16 protein-coding genes are annotated in these 15,694 nt (G+C 59.5%); 9 read left to right on the forward strand and 7 right to left on the reverse strand.

The window, feature by feature from the left end:
* From PQQ96_RS39430 to PQQ96_RS39440, 3 genes are all read right to left on the reverse strand, one after another.
* Positions 1-114 (reverse strand): DUF2934 domain-containing protein (locus PQQ96_RS39430; protein ID WP_408302461.1); only part of this gene is annotated, 114 nt, incomplete at its 3' end.
* Positions 115-258: 144 nt separating this feature from the next.
* Positions 259-618 (reverse strand): superinfection immunity protein, encoded by a 360-nt coding sequence (locus PQQ96_RS39435; RefSeq protein ID WP_408302438.1) that lies wholly within the window; start codon positions 616-618, stop codon positions 259-261.
* Between the two features lie 38 nt (positions 619-656).
* Complete coding sequence (locus PQQ96_RS39440) at positions 657-932, reverse strand: hypothetical protein (protein ID WP_408302439.1); 276 nt, start codon at positions 930-932, stop codon at positions 657-659.
* Positions 933-1,205: 273 nt separating this feature from the next.
* Between PQQ96_RS39440 and PQQ96_RS39445 the strand changes: the two genes are divergently transcribed.
* Positions 1,206-2,090 (forward strand): SDR family oxidoreductase, encoded by an 885-nt coding sequence (locus PQQ96_RS39445; protein WP_408302463.1) that lies wholly within the window; start codon positions 1,206-1,208, stop codon positions 2,088-2,090.
* A 413-nt stretch (positions 2,091-2,503) separates the two neighbouring features.
* Here the strand turns inward: PQQ96_RS39445 and PQQ96_RS39450 are convergent, their stop codons facing one another.
* Entirely contained in the window at positions 2,504-2,797 is a 294-nt protein-coding gene (locus PQQ96_RS39450) for a CppA family protein (RefSeq protein ID WP_408302440.1), read from the reverse strand.
* A 137-nt stretch (positions 2,798-2,934) separates the two neighbouring features.
* Positions 2,935-3,936, reverse strand: a complete 1,002-nt coding sequence (locus PQQ96_RS39455) for an aldo/keto reductase (RefSeq protein ID WP_408302441.1) — start codon at positions 3,934-3,936, stop codon at positions 2,935-2,937.
* 511 nt (positions 3,937-4,447) lie between these two features.
* Here PQQ96_RS39455 and PQQ96_RS39460 point away from each other — a divergent pair.
* From PQQ96_RS39460 to PQQ96_RS39480, 5 genes are all read left to right on the forward strand, one after another.
* Positions 4,448-5,167, forward strand: coding sequence for a carboxymuconolactone decarboxylase family protein (locus PQQ96_RS39460; protein ID WP_408302443.1), 720 nt, complete (start codon positions 4,448-4,450; stop codon positions 5,165-5,167).
* Between the two features lie 101 nt (positions 5,168-5,268).
* Positions 5,269-6,171 carry a LysR family transcriptional regulator gene (locus tag PQQ96_RS39465; protein ID WP_408302445.1) on the forward strand — a complete coding sequence of 301 codons (903 nt, stop codon included), beginning with the start codon at positions 5,269-5,271 and terminating at the stop codon, positions 6,169-6,171.
* A gap of 122 nt (positions 6,172-6,293) precedes the next feature.
* On the forward strand, positions 6,294-7,055 hold the full coding sequence (locus tag PQQ96_RS39470) for a glucose 1-dehydrogenase (protein ID WP_408302447.1): 762 nt from the start codon (positions 6,294-6,296) through the stop codon (positions 7,053-7,055).
* A gap of 6 nt (positions 7,056-7,061) precedes the next feature.
* Entirely contained in the window at positions 7,062-7,856 is a 795-nt protein-coding gene (locus tag PQQ96_RS39475; protein ID WP_408302448.1) for a shikimate dehydrogenase family protein, read from the forward strand.
* A 55-nt stretch (positions 7,857-7,911) separates the two neighbouring features.
* A complete protein-coding gene (locus PQQ96_RS39480; RefSeq protein ID WP_408302450.1) occupies positions 7,912-8,193 on the forward strand; it encodes a hypothetical protein in 282 nt (93 codons plus the stop codon).
* Between the two features lie 97 nt (positions 8,194-8,290).
* Here the strand turns inward: PQQ96_RS39480 and PQQ96_RS39485 are convergent, their stop codons facing one another.
* Entirely contained in the window at positions 8,291-9,457 is a 1,167-nt protein-coding gene (locus tag PQQ96_RS39485; protein ID WP_408302451.1) for an NRAMP family divalent metal transporter, read from the reverse strand.
* Positions 9,458-9,887: 430 nt separating this feature from the next.
* A complete protein-coding gene (locus PQQ96_RS39490; protein ID WP_408302453.1) occupies positions 9,888-11,390 on the reverse strand; it encodes a carbohydrate porin in 1,503 nt (500 codons plus the stop codon).
* 1,465 nt (positions 11,391-12,855) lie between these two features.
* Here PQQ96_RS39490 and PQQ96_RS39495 point away from each other — a divergent pair.
* The 3 genes from PQQ96_RS39495 (at position 12,856) to PQQ96_RS39505 (ending at position 15,659) form a co-directional block, all read left to right on the forward strand.
* The gene (locus PQQ96_RS39495) at positions 12,856-12,996 is read left to right on the forward strand and encodes a hypothetical protein (RefSeq protein WP_408302455.1); all 141 of its coding nucleotides are present in this window, start codon (positions 12,856-12,858) and stop codon (positions 12,994-12,996) included.
* A 121-nt stretch (positions 12,997-13,117) separates the two neighbouring features.
* Positions 13,118-14,764: an Nramp family divalent metal transporter gene (locus PQQ96_RS39500; protein ID WP_408302457.1), complete on the forward strand. Its 1,647-nt coding sequence runs from the start codon at positions 13,118-13,120 to the stop codon at positions 14,762-14,764.
* Positions 14,765-14,951: 187 nt separating this feature from the next.
* Positions 14,952-15,659 (forward strand): MgtC/SapB family protein, encoded by a 708-nt coding sequence (locus PQQ96_RS39505; protein ID WP_408302460.1) that lies wholly within the window; start codon positions 14,952-14,954, stop codon positions 15,657-15,659.
* Positions 15,660-15,694: the final 35 nt, after the last annotated feature.

Genomic DNA, 15,694 nt, shown 5'->3' on the forward strand with positions numbered 1-15,694 from the left:
CTGCTGCCATGCCTTTTCCCAGTACTCCTGGGAGCGTCCGTCGGGACTCCCTTCTTTCTCCCAAAGATAGAACGCGAGCGTACGAATTTGCTCCGCGGTAACAGGCACATCCATTTTTAATCTCCCAAGAAAAACCCTTCAATTGATCACAGCATCGTCGCTATGGTCAATCGACTCGGCAGTTCGAAAGCGAAGCGCTGCACAGTGCCCGCCATCCGAATGCCAAACAACCCAGTCATGCATGGTCCGCGACAACCGCTAGCTTCTTTGCTGGTAACGATGGTTTGCTGCGATTCGCGAGATTACCGGCACCAAACGTGGGTTCAACACAGGAACTGAGCCAGCACGACTTTTAGCTCGAGCAACTATTTCATCAATGGTGACGCGTGCGACCGCGCGTTGTGCCCGTCTTGCGAAGTGCTTCATACGGCGGTCGCTGACCGGATGCCGCGCCCATACTAGCGCTGCGAACCAACCGATAACCGTCCAGCCGAGCAGGACGTTCACCATCGTCACCGCAAAGGCGTCTTCGCGTTCTCTAGCGTCTGCAATCATTGCGGGCACCAGATAAAGTATCAACGCACCCAGGAACACTGCACCCTCGATAATTTTCAACATTTCGACACCTCGCTACGCTCTCTGTCAGCAGACGGCGATTAGTGACCTGCGTACAGACGACCAGCAGCCTGGGCAGGCTGACGGATGCCAGACTCCGAAGACGATGCAACGACGCCACCATACGAATCATTGACGGACCCCACCGCATCGTTGCGTTCGACTGCAACGGTTTGCGCGCTCTGGCCTCGCTGCGATGCGGGCGCGCCCACCGAAGGGCGATAGGAAGGTGCCGGACCATAGCCGCTGGCAAATGCAGGCGTGGCGATAGCGGTAGTCGCTGCGATGAGCAGAGCTGCAAGAAGTTTGCTTTTCATGATGAATCCCCAATCCGATATTTAAGAGCGTCACGAGTCGAGTGAGACGCGTGACGCTGACAGGAGTCAGTTTAGGCGGCGCCTATCCTTTTTCTATACCAATAGGGTGAAATCACAATTGCTACAAAGCGAACAATGCGGCGCTGCTGCGCCCATCGCGGGTTCGCGGGTATCCCACTGCTGGGGGAGGTTGGGGACGCGTAGGCCGCACTTCCCCTGTGCGCGTCAATGAATGCAGAAGCGTATGCTGCTGTAAATCATCAGGAGACGATCATGAGCCTTGCTGGCAAGACACTGTTCATGTCCGGTGGCAGTCGCGGCATCGGACTCGCGATTGCACTCAGAGCCGCACGCGACGGCGCGAATGTCGTGATTGCCGCCAAGACCGCCGACCCAGACCCGCGTCTCGAGGGTACGATTCACACGGCGGCTGCCGCCATTGAAGCTGCTGGCGGCAAGGCGCTCCCGCTTGTGGTGGATATTCGCGACGAAGAACGCGTGAAAGCCGCGGTTGCCGAGGCCGTTGCGTTGTTCGGTGGCATCGATATCCTCGTCAACAATGCCAGCGCGATTCGGCTGACGGGCACGTTAGACACGCCTGTCAAACGGTACGACCTGATGCATGGAGTCAATGGCAGAGGCACGTTCGTGTGCGCGCAAGCGTGCCTGCCGCACCTCCTCAATTCGGCGAACCCGCACATCCTTACACTGTCCCCACCACTGGTCAGCGACGCAAAATGGTTTAGCGACTTTCCGGCTTACACCATTGCAAAGTACACGATGAGTCTGTTCACCCTGGCGCTTGCCGGCGAGTTTAGAGACCGGGGTGTCGCCGTCAATTCACTATGGCCCCGAACAGCTATCGCGACTGCCGCGGTGCGAAATGAGATTGGCGGGAAGGACATGATTGCAGCGTGTCGCAAGCCTGAGATAGTTGCCGACGCGGCCCACTATATCCTGACGCGCCCAGCCAAAGAGTGCTCGGGAAACTTCTTCCTCGACGACGAAGTTCTGCTGGCAGCAGGGGTACGCGACTTTGCACAGTACGACGTGCAGGCTGGGGCTGCATTGCAAGCGGATTTCTTTGTTGAGGCGTTGCCGGGCATGTTGCCGGCGGACAATATGACGAAGCGATCATCCCGCAACCCACTTCGCTAACAAGTCGGGATGTGCGGAAACGGACGCGGTCACGTAGTCGCGAGTAGCGTACCCCAGCCGGATGACGGCGGCACAGGCGACAAATGGTTGGATCCTGATGCCCTAGCGCAGGCGTATCTCGACATTCATCGTCAGCACCGCAGCGCGTGGACTTGGGAAGTTGAACGGCACGCTTGGGTAGAGAAGTCTTGGGTGGCGCCGTACGCTTAACCAGGCCGATTCGGGCGTTGCGCCCATCGCAGATTGCGAGAAGGCATCCGTGCCTGTTCGCCTTCGCGGACCACGATCTGGCGGAGCAAAGACGGGCGGCCAGTTACCCGCCAGCCCCGCCTTTGCCCCGTTTTGTAGTCACGTGTCGCTAGCACGGACCACCTTTACATCATAGTCACTGTGCCGGCGCGCGGCAGAGATTTTCACCGACGGCGCAGCGAATCAGTCGCCGGCATCTGGCGTCCGCTGCGAGACGCCAGGATCTGCCGGATCGCTGCCAGCGACTGCTCGGCCGTCGCACTCGCAACGCGCTGGCGCGGTGCGGCGAACTGCGGCACCGTCACGCCAAGCATTCGGCGCACCGTTGACAGGTACGGCTTCGCCGGACCCATATATCGCTGCGCCGCGGCCGCGATCGCTGCATCGCCGACCAGCGCACGCAGCCACGCGAGCGTGCGACGATCCCGTTCATTCTGTACACGCACCAGATGCTCCATGTCGCCCTCCGGAACTGTATATCCAACCAGACTGTATATATATACATGTTTTCGGAGATTTTCAAGGACAATGATCACGGGCAAGGACTGATCCGGGCGATCGCGCAAGACGGCGCGACGACGAAATTTCAATCGCCTTACACCCGGCGACCCTCGATCGGATATCCCGGATCCGTGTAGCCCGGGGTCGAAGCGTGGCCGGGCGGCACCAGACTGTCTACGAACTTCTCGTCTTCGGGTACCAGTTGCACGTCGAGCGCCTGAACGTAGCTGTCCCAATGAGCCTCTGTGCGAGGACCGGCGATAGTCGAGCTGACGAGTTCGTTCTTGAGCACCCACGCCAGGGCGAAGGCGATCGAAGTCGTACCGCGTGCCTCGGCGTGGGCGGCAACCTGTTGTGCGATCGCCAGCGATTCAGGCCGCCATTCGGTTTGCTGGATGCGCTTGTCGCCGCGCCCTGCGCGCGAATCCGGCGGCGGCGCACCATCCAGCGCGTATTTGCCGGTCAGCACACCGCGAGCGAGCGGGCTATAAGGCACGACCCCGATGCCGTAGTGCGCGGCCGCGGGCAGTTGCTCGACCTCGGCGGTACGATCCACCATGTTGTAGAGCGGCTCGCTTGCAACCGGCCGATCGATGCCGAGTTGGTCAGCAAGACGCACGATTTCGGCGATTCGCCAGCCGCGGAAGTTGGACATGCCGAAGTAACGAACCTTACCCTGGCGAATCAAATCGCCAATCGCGCGGACACCTTCTTCGAGCGGCGCATCGAGCAGCGTGCGATGGAAGTAGAGGATGTCGATGTAGTCCGTGCCCAGGCGCTTGAGGCTGGCTTCGACTGACTGGATGATCCACTTGCGCGACTGGCCTTGTTCGTTCGGACCCTGAGTCGTCGGATAGCCAAACTTCGTGGCGATCACCCAACTGTCGCGCCGGTCCGCGATCGCCCGTCCGACGATTTCCTCGGAACGGCCGGCGTGGTAGACATCCGCCGTATCGATGAAATTGACGCCCTGATCGAACGCCTTATCGATGATTCGCTTCGACGTGGCTTCGTCCGTTTCTCCACCGAACATCATCGCGCCCAGACACAAGGACGAAACCTTGAGGGCGCTACGGCCCAGATATCGATAATCCATTACCTTTCTCCATACAGGTTACATCTGCGATTTATCACGCTGCGAAGCCGCCATCGACCGTTAGCGCGTGATCGACAACCAAGCTGGCTGCTGGACTGCAAAGCCACAGTTCAGATCAAATGATAGGCATTCGCCGTCTATAGATTAAGTCCATGAAACAGCAAACTGTTATGAGTGTGCTTCATGAATACGATTGCGCGTTTGTGCAAACGGGCCGCATTTTGGAGCCATGGTGATGAAGACAGGCAAACCGTGGAGGCTCTTTGCCATTAATGAACTTGTTTCATAAGTGTTTGCGGATTCTGGCGTCTAGTCACGCGCGCGCGTGACGGTTAGATTGGCAAGGAACTCGCCAACATCAACCTGAGGACTACCGGTCCCATGCGACGGGCCCGCTTTGCCCATGCGGGCATCCAAAGAACGGAACCGAAAGATGAAATCTCTCGCTGTAGCGGCTGCCGCGCTGTCCTTGGGGATGTGTGCCTGTTCGCAAATGGAAAGGACAACCGATATGAACAATGCAGATTCTCTCCCGCTGACATCCACGCTCGAGGCGATGCACACGGTCTCGCCTGCGCTTGAGCATTACACGAAAGGCACACTGCTCGGCGATCTGTGGACGCGTCCTCAACTGTCTTCGCGGGATCGCAGCATCGTCACGTTGTCGGTACTGATTGCACGCAATCAGACAACCGAGATGCCGTACTACCTGAATCTGGCGCTCGACAGTGGCGTGAAACCAGGCGAGATCTCCGAGATCATTACGCATCTGGCGTTCTATTCCGGGTGGGGTAATGCCGCGTCTGCGGTCGTGGCTGCAAAAGCTGTGTTCGACAAGCGCGGAATCACACTAGCGAACCTGCCGGCTGTCCCGGCCGAACGTCTTCCTCTCGACGAGGCTGCCGAGGCTCAGCGCGCAACCGCAGTCGATAAAAACTTCGGCACTGTGGCGCCAGGTGTCGTGCACTACACAACGGATGCGCTTTTCCGTGATCTGTGGCTGCGCCCGGGTCTGGCACCTCGAGACCGGAGTCTGGTGACGGTCAGTGCGCTTGTCGCCACAGGGCAGGTCCCGCAATTGACCTATCACCTGAACCGGGCAATGGACAATGGTTTGACGCAGGAGCAGGCCTCTGAGGTGATGACACAGTTGGCGTTCTACGCAGGTTGGCCGAATGTGTTCTCCGCATTGCCGGTTGTAAAGGATGTGTTCGAGAAGCGGCCGAGCTAATTCATGTGACGTTCCTCTCGATTGACCTCACGAATTTAACCAGTGCGCTCCTGCGCGACTAGTGGTTAAATTTCGCAAACATCTATGAGGTCAGTTCATTAATGGCACGCGAAAATTTCAACGACCTGCTTGCCTTCATCGCTGTTGCGCGCGAACGCAGCTTCACCCGCGCGGCCGCCCAGCTAGGGGTGTCCCAATCGGCTTTGAGCCATACGATCCGTGCGCTCGAAAATAGACTCGGCCTCCGGCTGCTGACGCGAACCACGCGCAGCGTAGCGCCGACCGAGGCAGGCGAGCGTATCCTGCGGACTGTGGCGCCGCGTTTCGAGGAGATCGACGCTGAACTGACCGCGGTAACCGAGCTTCGCGATGTGCCTGCCGGCACGATTCGCATCACCGCGACAGATTACGCGACGAACACAATTCTCTGGCCCAAGCTGTCCAAGGTGCTCCGCAAGTATCCAGAGATCAAGGTTGAAATCATTACGGATTATGGTCTCACCGATATCGTCGCGGATCGCTACGATATCGGGATCCGTCACGGGGACCAGGTCGCGAAGGACATGATCGCGGTTCGCATTGCGCCGGCCATGAAGATGTCGATCGTTGGCTCGCCGGCGTACCTGGACAAGCAAGCGCTGCCGAAAACGCCCCAGGACCTGATGGCGCATAACTGCATCAATCTGCGTCTGCCGACACATGGGGCGTTTTACGCATGGGAACTCAAAAAGGGAAGTCGGGAAGTTCAGGTTCGCGTGGAGGGCCAGCTCGCTTTTAACGGCACCTATCACATGCTCGACGCCGCGTTGGCGGGCTACGGCCTTGCGTACCTACCGTCTGACCTGGCGCAGCCTCACGTTGCCGCAGGGCGTCTTGATCGTGTCCTCGACGATTGGTGTCCGACGTTCCCAGGCTTGCATGCCTACTACGCGAGCCGTTCCGAAACCTCGCGAGCCATGGCGCTGATTATCGATTCGCTGCGCTATCGTCCGAAAGCGGGCTAGTTCCGCGTCAGCTTTCCAGGACTCATGATTCTGGTTCATGACCGTTTGCAGTTTCGTGGGCTTAATCAATAGCGCAACTCTCCCTATCATCTGGCTGACTAAACGATCGAGGCGAGCCAGATATGAACATTACTTTCGAAGGTCAGGTTGCGCTTGTGACCGGGGCGGGCTCCGGCATGGGTCTGGCCACTGCCAAAGCATTTGCCGAAGCTGGGGCAGCAGTCGCTCTCGCGGATTTTAATGAAGAGACGGTTCGTGACGCCGCGGCGGGACTCGTATCGGCAGGCCACAAGGCCATTGCAGTGCGATGCGATGTGGCCGATGAGGCGCAGGTCAAGGAGATGGTTGATCTGACGATGTCTGCGTTCGGCCGCCTCGATGCTGCGTACAACAATGCCGGTATCAACAGTCCGGTTGCCGAGACCGCCGACGCCAGTAGCGAAGAGTACGATCACGTGATGGCGATCAATCTGCGCGGTGTCTGGAACTGCATGAAATATGAATTGCTCCAGATGCGCAAACAGGGAAGTGGCGCGATCGTCAACTGTTCGTCATTGGGTGGCCTGGTGGGGATTGCCGGCCGCGGCGTCTATCATGCGTCCAAACATGGCGTACTTGGATTGACCAAGAGCGCCGGACTCGAGTACGCCGAACGGGGCATTCGCGTCAACGCGATCTGCCCCGGCATCATCGCGACGCCGATGGTCACCGGCATGATCGAGCGTGAACCCGAGGCGATGGACGCGTTGATGAAGGAGCAGCCCATCGGGCGACTGGGCCGGCCTGAAGAAATTGCGTCCGCGGTGCTCTGGCTTTGCAGTCCCGGCGCCAGCTTCGTAATCGGCCACGCGCTGGCTGTCGACGGCGGTTATACGGTGCGGTGAAGCAGAATGCTTGAAAATCTAAGTGGTGAGACGCGGCTGTTTCCGATCATCGGCGATCCGATCGAATTCGTGAAGTCACCACAACGCTTGACCAGCGGCTTCGCGGCACGGGGCCACAATGGTATCTGCATACCCATGCAGGTGCCGGGCGGTGATCTGGAAGTCGTCATGCGAGGTCTCACAAGCACGCCAAATGTCGACGGTCTGCTTGTCACCATGCCGCACAAGTTCACCGCCTTTACGTACTGCGCGACCCGCTCCGAGACGGCGAGGCTGCTCGGCGGCGTGAGCGTAATGCGTCGCAATCCTGATGGTACGTGGCATGGTGCAATGCTCGACGGTCTCGCCTTCGTCAAGGCTCAGATAGACGCAGGCGCGAGGCCTGAGGGGGCGCGCGTGCTGCTGGTTGGCGCCGGCGCAGCAGGTAGCGCGATCGCTATTGCCCTGCTTGAGGCCGGTGTTAGCGAGTTGATCATTCACGACGCTCACGCATCGCGCGTTGTGCAGTTGATGGAGGTCGTAGCCGATCTGGGGCGCGTCCGAGTGAGCGCCGGTCCGGCAGACGCGACAGGCTGTGATATGGTCTGTAATGCCACGCCAATGGGCATGGCCGCATGTGACCCGCTTCCGGTTGCTGCGGATCTGCTTGCCTCGTCCATGTTCGTGGGTGACGTAATCGCCGGGCATGGAACGACGCCATTTTTGCAGGCGGCCCAAGCCGCGGGCTGCAAGACAGCGAATGGTGTGCAGATGGTCGAGGCAGTACAGGAGATGATGCTCGACTTCATGCTTGGAAATTAATCGCTTAGCGCGTACTACAGCACCGGCGACGGCGACTGATAAGGAGACCGATGTCATGGAACGCTCTGAATTCCTCGCTGCCACCCGGCAGTTGGCAGCCGCCGCTGAGCTTCTCGCCAAAGCCGGTCCCGAAGGCGGGCGGTCGGATGCTTTCCAGATGCTCGCGTTCTTTCGCCGATACGATCATCCTGGTCCCGGTTTGAATACGGTCGCAACATCCAACGACGAGCTGTTCGCTAGCACAGGGCACGCTGCAATCACTATGGCTGGGCGTAATGAGTTTGCCGGGGCGCACGCGCTTCTCAAGCAGGCCCAGTCGCTTTTGCCGGGGACATGAGCGCATCTGGCATCTCTGCGAGTTCGATGCGGGGTCTCATGGCGAAGCCATCTGGTTGTCTGCCGGTTTTCGTTCCTTCTGAGAAACCACGCGCCCGTTAGGAGAGGACCCCAAAAGCAGCGCCGACAATGCCCGCAACACACACGACCGCGGCAACCCCGGAAACGAGCCACAAGTAAGCGCCACGAGGCCGATGCTGGCGAGGCAGCGCAGTGACGCTGAGTGCGATGAGTAATCCAACCACGAGCGGCAGCATCAACGCGTTGACGACCTGCGCCGCGACGTTCAGCGAAACGAGATTCGGCGCTAACCAGACGACGTAAGCGCTGCCGGCGACGGATGCCACATACACCCCGTAAAACCACGGCGCGCTCGTGGGCCGGTCTTCGAGCGAGCGCCGGTATCCCGCCACTTCGCCCAGCCCCCATGCCAGCGACAGTGAGCAGACAATCGCGGCCACCATCGATGCACCAAGAACGCCTGCACTGAAGAGAACGCGTCCCGCGTGTGGACCTACTACGGTCGCGAGAGCGTCACTAATTTCACCGACGCTTTCCAAAGCGCCCGGATGACCACTTCCCCATAGCGTTGCGGCTGCGGCGACAAGGACCGCTGCCGTCAGTAGCTGAGGGAGTACCGCACCAACGGCTGTTTCAACCCGAGCGGCCGTGTAGTCTGTCGGCCTGAGTTTTTTATCCGCTACCGCTGCCTGCTGATAGAAGACCATCCATGGATTGAACGTCGCGCCAATCAGCGCAGCAGCAAGATATCCAAACTGGTGATTGCCAAGTGGGAGCGTAGCCATTTGCCGGAACACCTCGTGGATGTCCGGATGTGCTTTCCATGCCACAACGAAAAACATCAATTCGAAGGCCCCAATGACGATGGCGACCTTGTCCACACGCCGATGCGAGCCTGTGAACACGATGGCGATCAGGGCGACAACGGCAAGCGGTAACGTAATGGACCGGGACACACCATACATCTCTCCCACGCCCGCAACCCCGGTGAATTCAGTCACCAGCGAGCCGAGTACGGCAATGACGAGTCCGGTCGCGGATACCCATGCCCATAGCGGACCGAAGTTCGAGCGAATGAGTTCGCCGTGGCCCCGTCCGGTAAAAATGCCAAGCCGGACCGTGAGTTCCTGAACCATATAAAGCAGCGGGATCAGGCCCAGTAGCACCACCAGAAGTTGAAGACCCCACTGCGCACCGGCCTGTGCCGCCGTGACAACATTCCCGGCATCACAGTCAGCGAGCATGACGAGCAGTCCAGGTCCCCACAAAGCAAACCAGCGCAGCGGGGATGAGACTTTTGGTTTGAGGAGGGAGGAACCAGTCATGCTTTCTGAAAGGAAGCGAAGGTAGTATTCGGCGACTGATTGTAGCGTGACATGTACTGTGCATCAGGCACGGCATACCCATCAACGACCTTACACGGTCGAGCAATCAAATGTGCTGCCGATGCCGCTGCAATAGCGTGCTGACTCGCACGCCCACACTATCTCGAAGGCTCGGAATGGATACTTACATCTTGTTGGGCTGTGGTTTTGGCGCCGCTCTGCTGATCGCAATCTGGGGAATCTGGAATCTTAGGTAGTCCGCAAAAGGAGTCCCCGTAGAGCACACTACGAAGGACGCCGATTGCGCGAGCGAACGCGTGACTCAACACGTTGTATTGGCACAGCAACATCAGAACGTGATGTTGGTCCTCAGGCCCACAACAGCCTCATTACCGACACGCTGCGATGGGTTCTCCGGATTCGGAATGCCGCCCGCCGGACGGAACGCATACTGGAAGTCCGCCTGCAACTGCCACCACGGCGTGACCTGGTACTGATAGGTCGCTTCGATGATGGTCTCCGCACTGCGCGACGGATACCCTGGCGTTGTGAGCGAAGCCGTGTCGCTCGCGAGGTCCTGCGCGTGCGAGCCAATCTTCGCGTAGCCGACCGCAATCCCGACGACGTCATTGTCGCGCCCCTTGAACGGCGCCTTCAGTGCCACCCCGGCGTTCACCCCCAGGTCGACCAGATTGCGATCGCCCGGCGCGCCCATGATTCGGGCGAACACCCCCAACGATTGCGGACTGTCCGGGCCCGCACGCCAGACCATCTGGTCGGCCACCGCGTAGAAGCTGTAGTCGCCCCGGTGATTGCGTGGAACGCCGGTGCTAGCCGGATTCGCAAGTGACAGACCGGTGTTGTCGAACTGCTGGTCGGCAAAATTCCCCGTGTTGTACCAGAAGCCCAGTTTGTAAGTACCTGGCAGACCTGTGGGTTTCGCGTCCGACGGGTTAGCCGATGGCTGGTTGATCGCGTACTGCACTTCGCCGATGAAGAGGGCGCTGTCATGCAGGTTGAAATTGGTGCCGTGCGCGTTCAGCTTCTGCGGATCGCCAATGCCATTGCCCGCCGGGTTGCCGGCGAACACACCAGCCAGCACCGTCCACGAATCAGCAGGGGTGGCTCGCATGCGTACCCCGAGTGACGACAGCGGATAGGCAGGTCCGCCAGCCGGCATATCGGTGGACGGCAGCACCGGCCAGCCAAACGTCGCGTTCATGAACGTGATCGCATACTGGCTCGTCATGAATTCCTGGTCGAGACCCTGCTGCCCGATCTTCACATCGACTTTGCCCGCGAGCAGGGACTGCTGATACCAGAGTTCCCACAGTCTCGTCGTCGCATTCGCTTCGATGCCGGTCGCTGTTTGCAGGGTCTGCAGGTTCCGCTGGGTCAGGTTAGTGCCGTGAATCTGCAACGCCGACACATTGAAGGTACCGCCCGGCAGGCCGAACGCTTTTTGCGTGTCCACCACGACACCGAGCTGCGTTAGCCCATCATAGGCGCCACCGCGTTGGGTCCCACCCGACAGGTTGTTCAGATATTCACTGGTTTCCTGCAGACTGAGCGTCACACCGTGGTCGCCGAGCCAGGGCCGCAGCCCGCCCATGTCCCCGAAAAGTGTCGCTCGATCCCAGAAGCCGGTCGGCGCAGGCGGCGTCTGGTCCGCTTTCGCTGCATCCGGTGCGGGCGTTGACGACGGCGGCGCGGACTCAGCCGGCGCGGTGGCGGGCGCGGCGTCCCCGCTCGCCTGGGCGAGCGCGGGCTGTACAACGCCCAGAGACAGCAGGCAGGTCAGGCTGATGGGGGCACCGCACATCAGCAAGGTGGTCTTGAGGTTTTTCTTCATGGCAAGTGGGGGCGAGATTATCTGGCGGATAAATCCGTTCGTTTTATGGATAAGACACGCGATGTGTGGCGCAACCGTGACCGCAGATTGTTCAGGAGAACCACCAGCTCAGCCGTAGCGAGCGACCCAGCTCGTTGCCGACTGAGGAAGTGCACAGCATCGCGACCAGCGCGAAAGCGGCTACCGTGACGGCGACAATCGCGTACCCGGTAGGTGTTAAAGGGTTGCCTACATAGGCCACCCGAAGGGCGGCGCGCACGGCCATTTTTCCGACCCGGCGCAGGTGACCTGCTGCTGCCGACCTACGGGTTCCGCCAGCGTGACCGAGGACGCCGGCGTGTGCCGTTGCCGACCCCGGCGTGGAAGCGACAATGAGATGTGCACGGGCGGCAACCCGCATTGGGTGCGGGGCATGAACCGCGCCGCCGAAAAAAGTAATGAATGATTTGAAGAACATAAGCGCACCCCCGTCCTGCCCGACCAAGCCGGGCGACGTGTGACGACGTGACTGCGTCTCGCAAGCGGACTTGCGACAAGCGGCCAAACAAAGGGAGCGTGCTGCTGACAGACCGGCGGAAAGCCAGTCGGTGATGAAGCGCGCTAACCCGACAAGAGCGAGTTAGCGGCGAAGGAGTGTTCCTGCGGCGGCTATCTCGCGGTTACTTCGCCGGCACGGGCCGGCATCGGACTTCCACTACTGGAGCATGTGTCCACGAGGGACTCCTTTTGATGAGACGGGCGGATTGTATTCGGCTCGCGATAAAAACTGCAAGTAAAAAAACCGCAAAGACATCGCAGTCCGAATCTCCTGACCAGGACTCCGCGCCGAATGATTCTGTTTCTTATTCCAATGTGATTTCCGGGCACCGATGACTTTCCTTTCTATTTTGAAAGAAACCGGTGCTGCGAATATATATTGGCTCTGCTTAACGAATGATGTTGACTTCGGATTCGGGCGCCGCCTAAAATTCGAAAATCTTCACAAACGGGGCTGATGCCTTGGACACCTGCAGTAGTCGACCTTCGAATAGTTTCGCTGCCTGACCGGCAGGACGTCCGCGCTCTCTTCATCCAGCCGCCGTCTTGCCTTCAGGCAGACGGTGCGCGCCGTAGTAACCCTCTCCGTGCACCTTGATTAGCGCCATATGGCCGCAGCGTTTGCGCGTCCGTATGGCACCGCGTCGCGAGCGTCAACTCGCGGCTGCGTCCGTTCGCGCCTTGTCGTTTTCGACGGTGCAGGCGGACGCGTGGATAAGCACGCGCATTGCAAACATGCAGCAAGCGCGTACCGACCTCGATAAGGAGCCGCCATGCCGGACAGTGACAGTTACCCCATATGCCGCTCACCTTTACCTTTGTCTGAGGAAAGCGAGTAGACGTCTGTCGCCGCGCGTATAGCACGCCCGGCCTCCCTGTCTGCTGGCTTTCCGCAAATCGCGTTAAGCCAAACGCTCGGAGAAATATCATGAACTTCGGCCTCCTCGTCTCGCAACTGCCGCACGTCCAGGAATCCCGCGTCCATTACGACGCCCTGCTCGCGCTGCACGCCCCCGCGCCGCATAAATTCGCTGCTCTCTGGCAGCGCTTCAAAACCCTCGTTTCCTGATTTTTTACCGCGCAACTTTCCGCCATACGCAAGCGACGTCGTGGTTTCAACACGCACGCCCTTACGTATGCCGGAGAAGCGCATTTTCCTTTCAATAAACATAACCAGGGAAGAAAGAAAAATGTCTACTCCAACGCAGGTTTCAACCGCGCGGAGCGCAGTACTTGATTCGGCGCACATCGGCGACATCAAGGGTGCGCTAGGCACCATTGCGCACCACGACACCGCCCCGCGCACCAACTGGTGGGCCCGTTTCCGTACGCTGCTCGCGATCCTCGGGCCCGGCCTCATCGTGATGGTCGGCGACAACGATGCAGGCGCCTTCGGCACCTACACTCAGGCTGGCCAGAACTACGGCACCACGTTGCTGTGGACCATGCTGCTGCTCGTGCCCGTTCTCTTCGTCAATCAGGAAATGGTGCTGCGCCTCGGTGCAGTGACCGGTGTCGGCCATGCACGGCTCATCTTCGAACGCTTCGGCAAATTCTGGGGTGCGTTCAGCGTTGTCGACCTGTTCATCCTTAACGCGCTGACTATCGTGACCGAGTTCATCGGCATCACGTTCGTCCTCGATTTCTTCGACATCTCCAAGATTCTTGGCGTCTGCATTGCTGCGGCACTAACGATGGCCGCCGTCAGTACCGGCAATTTCAGACGGTTTGAACGCTTCGCCGTCGTACTGTGCCTCCTGAGTTTGTTGCTGGTGCCCGTGCTGGTGTCGATTCATCCGCCGGTTAGCCAGATGACACGTGACTTCTTCATTCCGAACTGGCCTGCCCACTCGAAGCTGAGCGATGTGATGCTGCTCGTCATCGGCATTGTCGGCACGACGGTCGCGCCGTGGCAACTGTTCTTCCAGCAGAGCTACGTGGTCGACAAACGCATCACGCCGCGCTTCATGAAGTACGAAAAGGCCGACTTGTGGATTGGCATTGTGTTCGTGCTGATTGGCGCCGTGGCGATGATTTCATTCTGCGCGGCGATGTACGCCGGCAAGCCTGAGTTCGGCAATTTCACGGACGCAGGTGGTGTTATCGCAGGTCTGGAAAAATACGCGGGTCGCACATCCGCCACGCTCTTCGCCGTGGCACTGCTCGATGCCTGCATCATCGGCGCTGCTGCTGTGTCGCTGTCGACCGCGTACGCGATCGGCGACGTGTTCAAGATTCGTCACTCGCTGCATCGTCCCGTGTCGGATGCCAAGGGTTTCTATCTCGTCTACTTCGGTATTGTTGCCGCCGCTGCAGCACTGGTGTTGATTCCCGGTAGCCCGCTTGGTCTGCTGACTGAAGCCGTACAAACGCTCGCAGGCGTACTGCTGCCGAGCGCCACGGTGTTTCTGCTGCTGCTGTGCAATGACAAGGCCGTACTAGGTCCGTGGGTCAACTCGAAGAAACTGAACCTGTTCACGGGCGCCGTGATCTGGGTGCTGGTGATGCTGTCCATCATCCTGACCGCCTCGGTCGTCTACCCGGATATCACGGGCGAAACGATTCTGGAAACGCTCGCTGGCGGGACGCTCCTGGCCATCTTTGGTTGCGCTGCCACGGTTGGGATTCGCCGAGTCCGTCGCGAAGCCGCGGATGCGGACGTGCAGGCGTATCCGAAGAATGCCCGCGATACGTGGCGCATGCCGCCGCTGGAAGACCTGCCGCCGCCGAATATCACGCTGTCCAAACGCGTCTGGATGGGCGTGCTGCGCGGCTATCTGATCGTGGCAGTCGCACTCGTTGTTGTGAAGGTCGTGCAGATGACGTTCCTGAAATAGAACAGACGCTCGCGTCGACCGCACTTTCGGTCATTCACGCAGACGCTGCACACATCCCGTCGTTGCGACACGGATGAGGCGTGTGCTGCACAGCGCGCGCCAGGCGCAAGATCATATTCAGCGGTCTTTACCGCAGGGCGGCAGGTTGCGCGCCCTGCGCACTTCCCTATAAAAAGAACAGGAAAACATGACCCTTGATTTTGTCTTGCGTCTACTCGCTGCTTTTGCATGTGGCGTGGTCATTGGGCTCGAACGCCAGATGCGTCAACGGACAGCAGGGTTGCGTACGATTACGCTCGTTGCGAGCGGTGCCTGCCTGTTCGTCACCCTGGGGGTGCTGACGGGAAACGGCACGACGGGCGTGACGCAAATCGCCTCATATGTCGTCTCCGGTGTCGGCTTCCTCGGCGGTGGCGTCATCATGCGCGACAAGGGCTCGATACAAGGCGTCAATACAGCCGCCACGCTCTGGTGCTCAGCGGCAGTCGGCGTTTTATGCGGTGCGGGGCACTTTGGGGCCGCCGCCGCCGGAACCGCTGTCGTGCTGCTCACGAATACCGTTCTGCGCGAAGTGAGCCGCGCAATCAATATCTCCCCTGTATCGGCCGCGGACCTTGTGCGTGAGTACACGCTCACCGTGGTCTGCCGCGAAGCCGATGAAGTCCATATCCGTGCATCACTGTCCAATTCGATGTCCTCCGCGCCGCTTTCGTTCCAGAGTTTGACCAGCCGCGACTATGAGGACGACCCGCAACGTATCGAGGTGACGGCGACGCTCAAGCTGCACCCGAAGGACCAATCCAAGCTTGAACACATCGCCAGCCGCCTGAGCATGGAGAAAGGTGTTTCAAGTGTTAGCTGGTTGGGCCTCGACGCTGAGCCTACGCCGGAATAACTTTCCTGTCGCCCTCTCAATCAAAGTCGAAATAA

It is taken from the genome of Paraburkholderia sediminicola, from assembly GCF_046027825.1.
In the GTDB taxonomy this organism is placed as follows: domain Bacteria; phylum Pseudomonadota; class Gammaproteobacteria; order Burkholderiales; family Burkholderiaceae; genus Paraburkholderia; species Paraburkholderia sediminicola_D.